This is a genomic window from Amylibacter sp. IMCC11727, from assembly GCF_029854195.1.
Lineage (GTDB): Bacteria > Pseudomonadota > Alphaproteobacteria > Rhodobacterales > Rhodobacteraceae > Amylibacter.
In genome coordinates this window covers 3,140,487-3,153,196 of sequence record NZ_CP122960.1, presented here as the reverse complement: position 1 = coordinate 3,153,196, position 12,710 = coordinate 3,140,487, and the positions used below count along the sequence as shown (strand labels likewise).

The window sequence follows — 12,710 nt, the reverse complement described above, 5'->3', positions numbered from 1 at the left end:
CCATGGGCGACACAATTGACGGATCTTCTGGGGCGGCGCAGCGCGCGCAGCCTGAAGGCAACACAAACACCGCAGGGTTTTTCAAACGCCTGTTTGGTGGAAAAAACTCTCCTGCACCCATAGAACAGCCAGAAACGATGGAACGGTCGTCCTTACCCACAGGGGATTTGGGCAACCTGAATTCGATGCGTCTGGAAGACGTGGCGATCCCGCGTGCGGACATTACGGCTGTGGCGCAGGATACCAATCTGACGGATTTGGTGAAAGTGTTCAAAGACAGCGGTTATTCGCGACTGCCCGTATTTAAGGATCAGTTGGACAATCCTGTCGGGTTTGTTCACCTCAAAGACCTTGCACTGAAATACGGGTTCAACGGATCAAAATCCAAGTTTTCGATGAAACGCACGCTGCGCCCGCTGCTCTATGCGCCGCCCAGCATGACCATTGGTGTTTTGCTGCAAAAGATGCAGGCGGATCGCATTCATATGGCATTGGTTATTGATGAATACGGCGGTGTGGATGGACTACTGACTATCGAAGACTTGGTGGAAACGGTTCTGGGTGAAATTGTCGATGAACATGACACCGAAGAAGACGTGATGTGGGTCGAAGAAAGCCCTGGCGTTTATCTGGCGCAATCGCGGGCCTCTTTGACGGAATTTGAAACTGTGCTTGGCATGGGCGCTTTGGCGGATACAGATGACGAAGAAGTCGACACGCTGGGCGGGTTGGTTTTTATGTTGACGGGCCGTGTGCCTGCCAAAGGCGAAATCGTGCCCCATCCAAGCGGCGTGGAATTCGAAGTGGTGGATGCCGATCCACGGCGCATCAAACGTTTGCGTGTCACGCGCGATCCTGTCAGTGGCTGATCGACGCCGCAAATGGCTGGGGCGGTTCCTCACCGTTTTGGCAGGTTTGTTACTGGCGCTGGGCCATGCGCCGTTTTCTATACCAATTGGCGTTGTGATGGGCCTGCCTGTTTTGGCGGGTTTATTATTGCGCGCCAAAACGCCGTGGGGTGGTTTTCGGCTCGGTTGGTTGGCGGGAACGGCGTATTTCGCTGGGTCGATGTTTTGGATCGTCGAACCATTTTTCGTGGAACCCGAAGTCTTTGGCTGGCTGGCTCCCATTGCGATCACGCTGTTATCGGTGGGATTGGCGCTGTTTTGGGCGGTAGGCTTTGGCGTGGCGGCCCGTGTCCATGGCGCAATAAGATTGCTGTTACTGGTGGTGACGCTGACGCTAACCGAGTTTGCACGAGCGCATATTTTCACAGGATTTCCGTGGGGCTTGCTGGCCTATGTTTGGTCAGAAACGCCTGTATTCCAATTATTGGCGTGGATCGGACCCCATGGGCTGGGCATGGCGACCCTAGCGGTTGGCGTGATCCCGATGATGCTGCCGTGGCGGTTGGCGCGCGGTGTTGTTCTGGGGCTCGGCGTAGGGGCGATGTGGTTCGCTGGAATAGCGATTGCCCCGAAAGAAGACGTGGCTTTGCGTGATGTGACGCTGCGTTTGGTGCAGCCCAATGCGACGCAACATTTGAAATGGCATCCCGATCACATGGCGCGGTTTTTCCAACGCGGACTGGCTTTGTCCCAAGGGGACGGTAGTGCGGTGGATGCAGTGATCTGGCCTGAAACATCTATTCCGTTTCGCTGGGGGCAAAGCGATCAGGGCGCTCAAATGATGCGCGATGCGATGGGTGGCGCACAGTTTATTGGCGGGGTGCAACGGCCAGAAAACGGGGCAATGTACAATTCCATGGTGCATCTGGACGGGGCAGGGCAAACGCAGGCGATTTACGACAAATCCCATTTGGTCCCCTTTGGCGAATACATTCCATTTGCAGGACTGGCTGCCAAATTTGGAATCTTTGGCATGGCGGATGTGAACCAGATGGGCTTTGCCGCTGGCAACGGCCCACGCGTGATCGACGTTGATGGTTTGCCAAGCTACCTGCCGATGATCTGTTACGAGGCAATTTTTCCAGGGTTGGCGCAGGTAAAAGGCCAGCGGCCTGAATGGCTGCTGCACCTGACAAATGACGCGTGGTACGGGGAATTTTCTGGCCCCTATCAACATTTGGTTCAATCACGCGCCCGCGCAATCGAACAGGGGCTCCCCGTGGTGCGCACGGCAAACACGGGGGTATCTGGCATGATAGACCCTTATGGCCGCGTCATTGCATCCCTTCCATTGAACACGGATGGCTACATTGATGTGCAATTGCCTGAACCGTTGCCCGCAACCTTCTATTCAAAGTGGGGAGAAGTGCCGTGGTGGTATTTCGCCCTGTTCCTGATCGCGATTGTCATTATGGTTGGCCACAGACAAGCGGTGCAAAAGGATCACGGCAATTTTGCTGTGGGAAATAACGATTGACCCGCAGAGGCCGCGCAACTAGACCGAATTGAACTTCTGTTACAACGGCTTCCTGACGTGACAGATTAACATACATTGGAGCGTTTCATGTCCCGTCAAAATTACCTTTTTACCTCGGAATCCGTGTCTGAGGGTCATCCTGACAAAATTTGTGACCGTATTTCAGATGCTATTCTGGACGCGTTTTTAACCGAAGAAGAAATGGCACGCGTTGCCTGTGAAACTTTTGCCACAACGAACCGTGTTGTGATCGGCGGCGAAGTTGGCCTTTCCACCAAAGAAAAGCTGTCGTCGTTTATGGAAGGCGTTGAAGGTATCGTGCGTGATTGCGTCAAAGATATCGGCTATGAGCAAGATGGCTTTCACTGGCAAAACATGTCTGTGGAAAACCACCTGCACCCACAATCCGCGCACATCGCGCAAGGGGTGGACAAAGATGGTGCTGGGGATCAGGGCATCATGTTCGGCTATGCCGTGGATGAAACGCCAGAGCTGATGCCAGCGCCGATCCAATATTCCCATGCAATCCTGCGCAACTTGGCCGAAGCCCGTCATGCTGGCGATGTGCCGCAATTGGGGCCAGACGCAAAATCGCAGTTGTCTGTGAAATACGAAAATGGCGATCCCGTTGGGGTGACATCCATTGTTTTGTCCACACAGCATTTGGATGAAAACATGTCTTCTGCAGATGTTCAGGCGGTTGTCGAACCGTACATCCGCAAGACGCTGCCCGAAGGTTGGATTTCTGCCGACACAGAATGGCACGTAAACCCAACAGGCAAGTTTGTAATTGGTGGCCCTGATGGGGACGCTGGTTTGACAGGCCGCAAAATCATCGTAGACACATACGGTGGCGCAGCCCCACACGGCGGCGGTGCGTTTTCTGGCAAAGACCCAACCAAAGTAGACCGTTCCGCGGCCTATGCGGCGCGATATTTGGCGAAAAACGTTGTGGCCGCCGGTATGGCAAAACGCTGTACGATTCAGCTGTCTTACGCGATTGGTGTGGCCAAACCATTGTCGATTTATTGTGACACACATGGCACGGGCCAAGTTCATGAATCCGAAATCGAAAAAGCAGTGGCACAGGCGATGGACCTGACACCGCGCGGGATTATCGAACACCTCGGCTTGCGTCGTCCAGTGTATGCACGCACAGCGGCCTATGGCCACTTTGGACGCGCAGCAACGGATGACGGCGGCTTTAGCTGGGAAAAGACCGATCTGGTGGATGCGCTGAAAAAAGCGGTTTAACCAAAAAATCCAATTGAAATAGAAAAGGCCTTGGATTGTATCTGGGGCCTTTTCCATTTAGAGCGCTTCGCATGAGAGAAAAACACGTATCAGGTGCGCCTTGGCGCAATTTTTATGGGCGGACCAAGGGCAAAGGGTTGCACCAGTCCCATGAGCGGTATTTGGCGGAGGACCTTGAGGGGCTCGCGCCAAAAGGTGTGACGTGGGAAGAGAATCCTGATCGCACCCCGTTGGACTTGGACGCGCTGTTTGGTGGGAAACCCGTCTGGTTAGAGGTTGGCTTTGGCGGTGGGGAGCATATTGTTCATCAGGCGCAACAAAACCCAGATGTAGGGATCATCGGCTGTGAACCTTATATCAATGGCGTTGCCACATTGCTGGGTAAAATCCGCAAGGCAGGTGTGACAAACATGGCTGTGCATCCTGGGGATGCGCGGGACATGATGGATGTGCTGCCTGAAGGGTCGATTGATAAGGCGTTTTTGCTTTATCCCGATCCATGGCCAAAATCACGCCATCATCGGCGGCGGTTTGTGACCGAAGAGCATTTGGTGCCATTGGCAAAGTGTTTGAAGGTGGGGGCTGAATTTCGGGTGGCGACGGACATTCCCGATTATGTGCGTCAGACCATGGAACAAGTGCCAAAGTTTGGGTTTGAGTGGTTGGCAGAACGTCCCAGCGATTGGCGCGAGCCGTGGAGCGACTGGATTTCCACAAGGTATGAGCAGAAGGCGTTTCGTGAGGGGCGGACGGCCCATTATATGACGTTTCGGCGCGTGTGATTTTTGAGTATTTGAAGAACAGAGAAGCTGGGTGTAGCGATCCTTTGGTGGGTTAGGTATAGCTGCGGGAAAAGAACAAAAGGTATGTGTTATGTCTGGTCACGGTGATCCAATTCCAATGACGTCCCGCAAGGGGGGCCCCTTAAAGGGAACGGCGATTATTCCTGGGGATAAGTCGGTGTCTCACCGTTCATTCATTCTAGGTGCGTTGTCTGTTGGCGAGACGAAGATCACGGGGCTGCTGGAAGGGCAGGATGTGCTCGACACAGGTAAAGCCATGGCGGCTTTTGGCGCCGAGGTAACGCGCACCGGGGAACAGGCGTGGTCTGTTCATGGTGTGGGCGTTGGTGGCTTTGCCGAGCCAGATGACGTGATTGATTGTGGCAACGCGGGCACTGGTGTGCGCTTGATTATGGGGGCGATGGCCACATCACCGATTTCAGCCACGTTCACGGGGGATGCCAGTTTACGTTCCCGCCCGATGGGACGCATTACAGAACCGTTGTCACTGTTTGGGGCAAAGGCTGTGGGCCGATCCAACGGAATGTTACCACTGACCATTGTTGGTGCGAGTGATCCTGTTCCTGTCCGATACACAAGCCCGCACGCCTCTGCGCAGATTAAATCCGCGGTGTTATTGGCGGGGCTTAATACACCTGGTGAAACCGTGCTGATCGAAACAGAAGCAACACGGGATCATTCCGAGCGGATGTTGCGCGGGTTCGGGGCAGAGATTGAAACCGTGAAAACGGCGGCTGGATATGAGATTACCTTGCAAGGTCAACCTGAATTGAAAGCGCAAGAAATCGCCGTGCCGCGTGACCCTTCGTCGGCGGCGTTTCCAGTGTGTGCGGCGCTGATTGTTGAAGGGTCCGAGGTGGTGTTGCCTAACATCGGATTGAACCCAACGCGCGCAGGATTGTTTGATACGCTGGTTGAAATGGGCGCGGATATTACGTTTGAAAACCGCCGCGAAGAGGGCGGCGAACCTGTGGCGGATTTGCGGGTGAAGGCGAGTTCGTTGACAGGGATTGAAGTACCACCTAGCCGTGCGCCAAGCATGATTGATGAATATCCGATCCTGTCTGTTGTCGCTTCTTTTGCCAAAGGCAAAACCGTGATGCGCGGTGTGGCCGAACTGCGGGTCAAAGAATGCGACCGCATTGATGCGATGGTGGTGGGCCTGCGTGCCATGGGTGTGGAGGTCGAAGACGGCCCAGATTACATGATTGTGCATGGACGCGAAGGGGATGTCATGGGCGGAGGCACGGCCAAAACCCATTTAGATCACCGCATTGCCATGTCGTTTTTGTGCATGGGGTTGGCGACGCAAAAGCCTGTTTCCGTGGATGACGGCGGCGCAATTGTCACCAGTTTTCCGATTTTTAATGATTTGATGGGTAAACTGGGCGCGCAAATCACCCGCGACAATACGTAAATCCATTTTGGTTTCCCATTTGATGCTGGCTTGGCTAGGGTCTGCACAGGGGACAAACGTTTAGGCGAAAGTACGGCCCATGAGTTTTGTTGTTGCAATTGATGGCCCCGCCGCAGCGGGCAAAGGCACTGTCGCGAAAGCGGTGGCGGCGCATTTTGGGTTTGCGCATTTGGATACGGGGTTGTTGTACCGTGTGGTCGGGCGTGTTGCGCTCGAAAAGATTGGTCCGTCTTTGGAGGAAGACGCGGTGATCGCTTTGGCCACTGAAGTCAGTGAAGCTGATCTGGAACGGGACGATCTGCGCACCGCAGCGGTGGCACAAGCGGCCAGTAAAGTGGCGGTCATTCCCGAAGTGCGTGAAGCCCTTGTGACGTTTCAACAGACTTTCGCTGCACGCGCAGGTGGGGCGGTTCTGGATGGGCGTGATATCGGCACGGTGATTTGCCCTGATGCGGATGTGAAACTGTTTGTCACCGCCAGCGCCGAGGTCCGCGCAGAGCGCCGTTACAAAGAGTTGGCAGCGCGGGGCGAAGAGACCGATTTCGATACAGTCTTGGCAGACGTTCAAGCCCGCGATGCGCGGGACAGTGAACGGGATGTGGCCCCTTTGGCCGCTGCCGAAGATGCGATTGTTTTGGATACCTCTGAAATGTCCATTGATGATGCGGTGGCTGCAGCCATTGCGGCGGTAGATGCGCGGCACGGCTGAAAACTCAGATCACTAAAACTTGCAGAGCATGTTAGGGTTTTTGCGTTAGGGTTGGAAAAACAACTCTAATTCAAAGGTGTAGATATGCGAATGATTGCCCTAGCTGCGCTGGTGTTTCTGACCAGCCTTCCTGTTTTTGCCCAAGATCCTGAACCCCCAATGACCATGAATCGCATGGGTGGAATTCTGCTGGCAGTGGACCCTGATGCCAAAGTTTCAGGCAATGCAATTGAAATGACTATTGAGGGAATTCCCGTGATTGTCATCGCTGATGCAAAGGCGGATCGGATGCGGGCGATGGTGCCAATCAGGTCCGCTGAGGGCATGTCACAGGCGGAATTGTTGCGGGTGATGCAGGCGAATTTCGACAGTGCGTTGGATGCCAGATACGCCATTGCCCAAGGGCGGTTGTGGGGCGCGTTTATCCATCCGTTGTCGCCGCTGAAAAAGGATCAACTGCTGTCCGCACTGGTGCAAACAATCAACGTGGCGCGAACTTATGGGCAGGCGTATTCGGGCGGCGCACAGGTGTTTGGCGGCGGCGATAGCAATGGGATTTATGAGGAGCTGTTTGAGGAACTGAGAAAGAAAGGTCAGGAATTGTAAGGAGCGCACGGTGCGGTAAGATTTGGCGGGTTTTGGGGTTTTTTGAAAAAAGCAAACTACCCAGAACCAAGGGTGCAAACCACCCATACACAGTGTTGTGAGGGCGGCGTTAAGGTTTGTTGCGTTTGGTAAAGCAGCGCGCTTGAACATGGCTTCGCGCGGCTCCTTCGGCAAAATCATTGAACAAAATTAGTGTCTCGATTTGACTTGAATACAATGGCGTTCGTCGTCATCTTCGTAGCAAGTTTTTGTTTTGATTAATGATCGGTTTAGGAAGAGAAACGATGGCTATTTTTGACGCTACAAATGCAAGTAGCACAGTTAGATTTATTTACGGCACCGACCTAATTGATTTCCAATCTGAGTTACAAGCGACTGACGTTGTTTATGAATGGCGCACATCTTCGGGCGATACCGTAACCGCATTCGGAAATTTTTCGTATGATGCGAGTGGAAACTTGGTTTCTGGCGTTGTGACATCGGTCAATATAAATCTGTCTAACAATTCGAATGTAGACATTGAAATTACAGAAATTGACGATGCAAATATCCTTCTGCTGCTGCAAGGTCATCGGAGTTTTTGCCGTGAGGTCTTATCTGGGAATGACACCTTTATGCTTCCAACAGGCAGTGGAAGCTTTCTTGTAGGAGATTACCCATCATTTGTTGCCGAAAATGGTGCGCTTACGGACTCTGACGGTGGAGATGATACGTTTACACAAGTTTTAACAGGAAATTCGACGGCCTATTTGAGAGGCGATTTTGAATCCTTCCGCAGCACCGAAACGATTTATGCGGGTTCGGACCACTTTATCATAAGTGGCGCAACCAATGGTACATCCGCTATTATGGGTGATGCGACCAATTTGAAAGAAGGTACGTTGGTTGGCGGTGATGATATCATTGATACATCTGGCTTGTTGACAGGAAAATTCATCATCTATGGTGATATTGCCAGCCTCAATAGTGGGACATTGTTCGGCGGTGACGATAGAATTTTTGCTGGAGACGGGGGGATAACCGCCACTGGAGATGCCAGCAGTCTATCAAGTGTTTGGGTTTTCAGCATAATTGATGCAGGTAATGATGAAATCCACACGGGCAGTGGCAATGACTATGTTTATGGGGACGTTTCCAGTTTTTTCAGAGGATCGCTAACCAGTGGCGATGATCTTGTTTTTGCTGGCAGCGGTCTGGATCATCTTTATGGCGATATTAGTTCGATTTCGGACTCCAACTCTAGTTCCATCTTTGTTGCTGGAAATGACACCATCTATGGCGGAGATGGAACAGATTGGATACGGGGTGACATTGGCGGGATACAATCTGGTTCGGGCATTCTTGCGTCAAACATCACCTTTGGGAATGATACATTGTTTGGTGGCGATGGAGACGACGATATTTTTGGTGATTTCGAAAATGATTTCGACGGAATATTAGCGCCGAACGCAGGTGGTGATGATTACATTGATGGCGGAAACGGAGACGATTACATGGATGCCGCTGGCCATGTAAATGGAGACACCGCAGGGTATAGAACAGCTGAATCGGGCGTTGTGGTAAGTTTGATGCTACAAGGCACGGCACAAGATACCGTTGGGGCAGGGCTTGATACGTTGATTGGGTTTGAAAACCTAACGGGTTCGAGTTTCGGGGACACATTGACAGGAGATGGTCAAAGAAACCTTCTGTATGGTCGCGCGGGGTACGATACGATTTTCGGGAACGGTGGCGATGATCGAATAAAGGGACAATCAGGCCGCGATGAGCTTCACGGTGATGAAGGCAATGACAAACTTCTTGGTGGGACTGGCAATGACACTCTGTTTGGTGGGCTCCACAACGATGTCCTTGAAGGCGGAAGTGGGCGTGACCAACTTTTTGGAGGGGACGGCACGGATCGTTTGAAGGGTCATAACAGCGATGACTCGCTGTTTGGTGGCTCGGGCAGTGATGTCCTTTTAGGAGGGAATGGCAACGATCTTGTTGCGGGGGGGACGGGTAACGATCGACTGACGGGTGGAGCGCATGCTGACTACTTCCACTTTTATGTCGGCGATGATGTCGACACCGTTACTGATTTTCAGAACAACAAAGACACAATTTACCTCGACGCGGCTTTCAATGGCAGTGGCTTGTCGATGGCCGACTTCTTGACCCTGTACGGGTCAATTATTGACGGCGATGCTGTGCTGGACTTTGGTGGTGGCGATGTGCTGATCGTTGAAAATGTGTCCGTTATTGGCATGTTAGGAAATGACATCGAGTTTGTTTGATTGTGATGGTTTCAGCATTGTTTTGCTGTGTTGAAACCGATTCATCCCCCTTGCCCTTCCCCCTATTCCCAGCTATACGCGCGGGCAATCGTGGTAAGCGGTGATGGCATAGACCGTCGATGAGTTGAGCAGGGCTGGAACACTCCAGCCCTTTGTGTGTTTGAGCGAAACTCTTGCTTATCGCGGGGAAACGAAACCCAAAGACCCGTGGACCAAACCGCGCGGCCAGAAAAAACTTATGAAGGAAACGCTATAATGGCATCTATGGAAGAGTTTGAAGCTCTACTGCAAGAGAGTTTTGAAATTGACACACCGGACGAAGGTTCGGTTGTAAAAGGCACAGTACTGGCAATCGAAGCTGGTCAGGCCATCATCGACATCGGCTACAAAATGGAAGGCCGTGTTGAGCTGAAAGAATTTGCGGCCCCAGGCCAAGCCCCTGAAATCGAAGTTGGCGACAGCGTAGAGGTTTACCTCGAGCGTGTTGAAAACGCCCGCGGTGAAGCGGTTATCTCTCGTGACAAAGCCCGTCGCGAAGAGGCATGGGATCGTTTGGAAAAAGCCCACGAAGCAGAAGAGCGCGTTGAAGGCGCAATCTTTGGTCGTGTTAAAGGCGGCTTTACAGTGGATCTGGGCGGCGCGGTTGCGTTTTTGCCAGGCTCCCAAGTGGACGTGCGCCCTGTGCGTGATGCTGGCCCATTGATGGGCATGGCACAGCCATTCCAAATCCTGAAAATGGACCGTCGTCGTGGCAACATCGTTGTGTCCCGTCGTGCTATCCTTGAAGAATCACGCGCAGAACAGCGTGCGGAAATCGTGGGTAACCTGTCTGAAGGCGAAACAGTTGACGGTGTTGTTAAGAACATCACTGAATACGGTGCCTTCGTTGACTTGGGCGGTGTAGACGGCCTGTTGCACGTGACAGACATGGCATGGCGCCGTGTGAACCACCCATCTGAAATCCTGACAATCGGTGAAACGATCAAAGTTCAGGTGATCAAGATCAACAAAGAAACCCACCGCATCAGCCTTGGCATGAAACAGCTGCAGGACGATCCTTGGGGCGATGTTGAAGCACGTTACCCACTTGAGTCCGTCCACATGGGCCGCGTTACAAACATCACCGATTACGGTGCGTTTGTAGAGCTGGAAGCTGGTGTTGAAGGTCTGGTTCACGTGTCCGAAATGTCTTGGACCAAGAAGAACGTACACCCAGGCAAAATCGTTTCTACATCTCAGGAAGTAGAAGTGATGGTTCTGGAAATCGACAGCGTGAAGCGTCGTGTATCCCTTGGCCTGAAGCAAACTCAGGGCAACCCATGGGAGAACTTCGAAACTGCATTCCCAATCGGCACAGAAGTTGAAGGTGAAGTTAAGAACATCACTGAATTCGGTCTGTTTGTTGGCTTGGACGGCGACATCGACGGTATGGTTCACTTGTCCGATCTGGATTGGGATCGTTCTGGCGAAGAAGCCATGGCCGATTACAACAAAGGCGACATGGTGAAAGCCGTTGTGACAGACATTGATGCGGAAAAAGAGCGTATCTCCTTGTCTATCAAAGCGCTGGACGGTGATCCGTTTGCAGATGCAACAGCCGGCGTGAAGCGCGGTGCGGTTGTGACTGTGACTGTGACATCCATCGAAGACGGTGGCATTGAAGTAGAGCACGAAGGCATGAAATCCTTCATCCGTCGTTCTGACCTGTCCCGTGACCGTGCTGAACAGCGCCCAGAGCGTTTCAGCGTTGGTGACAGCATTGATGCACGCGTAACCAACATCGACAAATCCACACGTCGTCTTGGTCTGTCGATCAAAGCACGTGAGATTGCAGAAGAGAAAGAAGCGGTACAGCAGTACGGTTCCTCTGACTCTGGTGCGTCTTTGGGTGACATCCTTGGCGCGGCCCTGAAGGGCGGCGGCGACGACGAATAAGTCGATCACACGGGAAGGAGAGACCAATGGACGCTCTGGAACGTGATTTCTATGAAGAGCGGCGCCGTAAGTGGCGCCGCTCTGCTTTTTGGCGCGGCGTGTTTGTGACAATCGGGTTCATTGTCCTGCTCGGCGTTATCGGTGCATTTTTTGGCGGGGGGCCGCGGTTTGGGGATCACATTGCCCACGTAAAAATTCGCGGCGTAATTTATGACGATCCAATTCTGGATGCGGCCCTGAAAAAGGTCGAAGAGAATGACAACGCAAAGGCGTTGATCCTGTCCATCAGCAGCCCCGGTGGCACGACTGTTGGATCAGAGGCCGTGTATGAGCGGTTGCGTAAGATTTCAAAGAAGAAACCCGTTGTGTCTGTGCTGGGCGAAGTGGCCGCATCGGGCGGGTATATCGCGGCGATTGGTACGGATCATATCATCGCGCGGGGCAATACCATCACGGGGTCCATCGGTGTGATTATGGAATACCCCGATGTGACGGATTTGCTGACAAAAATCGGTGTGACGATGCAGACCATTCGGTCATCCGAAGTTAAGGGCGGGCCATCGCCGTTTCGTAAGCCAACTGAGGCATCTATTGCAGCGGAAAAGGCACTGATTGACGAAAGCTACCAATGGTTCCGTGCTCTGGTGGAAGAGCGCCGCGGGCTCAGCGGTGCAGCGCTGGATAATGTGGCCGATGGACGTGTGTTTACGGGCCGTTTGGCACTGGATTTAAAGCTGATTGACGCGATTGGCGGGTTTGATGCGGCCAAAGAATACCTCGATTCGCTCGAATCGGTAGAAGCTGAGCTGCCTGTTGATACCTATGAGTTAGAGTATGAAGAGGGCGGTTTTTTCGGGCCTGTCGGGAAATTTCTACTCAAAAACGGCAACTTAGAGCGTATTTCGGGGCAAACAGGGCCTCGGCTCTATTCCATCGCAAAGTAAATTCTGTAAACTCCTGTGTTAGCTGAGCCAGTATAAGGCCGCACCTTGGGAGGATATTAGTCTATGATACGTTCGGAACTCGTGGAGAAAATTGCCGAAGCCAATCCACACCTGTATCAGCGCGATGTGGAGCGCATTGTGTCCACTGTATTCAACGAAATTATTGAAGCACTTGCGAATGGTGACCGCGTGGAATTGCGCGGCTTTGGTGCATTTTCAGTGAAAAAACGTGATGCGCGGGTTGGGCGCAATCCACGCACGGGTGAAACTGTGCAGGTGGACGAAAAGCATGTGCCGTTTTTTAAAACGGGCAAGCTGTTGCGGGATCGTTTAAACGGCAGCTGATTATCGGCTGTTTGATGGGTTTGACGCGTGCGCGTA

Annotated in this window: 11 protein-coding genes and 1 riboswitch; all 11 genes read left to right on the top strand. The window is 52.7% G+C overall.

What is annotated here, in order from left to right; all coding sequences use genetic code 11:
- The first annotated feature begins 2 nt into the window (after positions 1–2).
- Positions 3–869 carry a hemolysin family protein gene (locus tag QBD29_RS15755; RefSeq protein WP_280099035.1) on the top strand — a complete coding sequence of 289 codons (867 nt, stop codon included), beginning with the start codon at positions 3–5 and terminating at the stop codon, positions 867–869.
- A complete protein-coding gene (gene lnt / locus QBD29_RS15750; RefSeq protein ID WP_280099034.1) occupies positions 862–2,385 on the top strand; it encodes an apolipoprotein N-acyltransferase in 1,524 nt (507 codons plus the stop codon). Before QBD29_RS15755 ends, lnt begins: the two co-directional genes overlap by 8 nt.
- A gap of 33 nt (positions 2,386–2,418) precedes the next feature.
- Positions 2,419–2,468: riboswitch (SAM-SAH riboswitch) on the top strand.
- A 4-nt stretch (positions 2,469–2,472) separates the two neighbouring features.
- Entirely contained in the window at positions 2,473–3,639 is a 1,167-nt protein-coding gene (metK, locus tag QBD29_RS15745) for a methionine adenosyltransferase (RefSeq protein WP_280099033.1), read from the top strand.
- 71 nt (positions 3,640–3,710) lie between these two features.
- Complete coding sequence (locus QBD29_RS15740) at positions 3,711–4,421, top strand: tRNA (guanine(46)-N(7))-methyltransferase TrmB (protein WP_280099032.1); 711 nt, start codon at positions 3,711–3,713, stop codon at positions 4,419–4,421.
- A 91-nt stretch (positions 4,422–4,512) separates the two neighbouring features.
- Positions 4,513–5,859 carry a 3-phosphoshikimate 1-carboxyvinyltransferase gene (gene aroA, locus QBD29_RS15735; protein WP_280099031.1) on the top strand — a complete coding sequence of 449 codons (1,347 nt, stop codon included), beginning with the start codon at positions 4,513–4,515 and terminating at the stop codon, positions 5,857–5,859.
- 79 nt (positions 5,860–5,938) lie between these two features.
- Complete coding sequence (gene cmk / locus QBD29_RS15730; RefSeq protein ID WP_280099030.1) at positions 5,939–6,568, top strand: (d)CMP kinase; 630 nt, start codon at positions 5,939–5,941, stop codon at positions 6,566–6,568.
- Positions 6,569–6,652: 84 nt separating this feature from the next.
- Positions 6,653–7,174, top strand: coding sequence for a hypothetical protein (locus QBD29_RS15725; RefSeq protein ID WP_347935967.1), 522 nt, complete (start codon positions 6,653–6,655; stop codon positions 7,172–7,174).
- Positions 7,175–7,458: 284 nt separating this feature from the next.
- Positions 7,459–9,450: a calcium-binding protein gene (locus tag QBD29_RS15720; RefSeq protein WP_280099029.1), complete on the top strand. Its 1,992-nt coding sequence runs from the start codon at positions 7,459–7,461 to the stop codon at positions 9,448–9,450.
- A gap of 207 nt (positions 9,451–9,657) precedes the next feature.
- The gene (gene rpsA / locus QBD29_RS15715) at positions 9,658–11,385 is read left to right on the top strand and encodes a 30S ribosomal protein S1 (protein WP_280099028.1); all 1,728 of its coding nucleotides are present in this window, start codon (positions 9,658–9,660) and stop codon (positions 11,383–11,385) included.
- Between the two features lie 26 nt (positions 11,386–11,411).
- Positions 11,412–12,329 carry a signal peptide peptidase SppA gene (sppA, locus tag QBD29_RS15710; protein WP_280099027.1) on the top strand — a complete coding sequence of 306 codons (918 nt, stop codon included), beginning with the start codon at positions 11,412–11,414 and terminating at the stop codon, positions 12,327–12,329.
- A gap of 63 nt (positions 12,330–12,392) precedes the next feature.
- Positions 12,393–12,674, top strand: coding sequence for an integration host factor subunit beta (ihfB, locus tag QBD29_RS15705; RefSeq protein WP_280099026.1), 282 nt, complete (start codon positions 12,393–12,395; stop codon positions 12,672–12,674).
- The last annotated feature ends 36 nt before the right edge of the window (positions 12,675–12,710 follow it).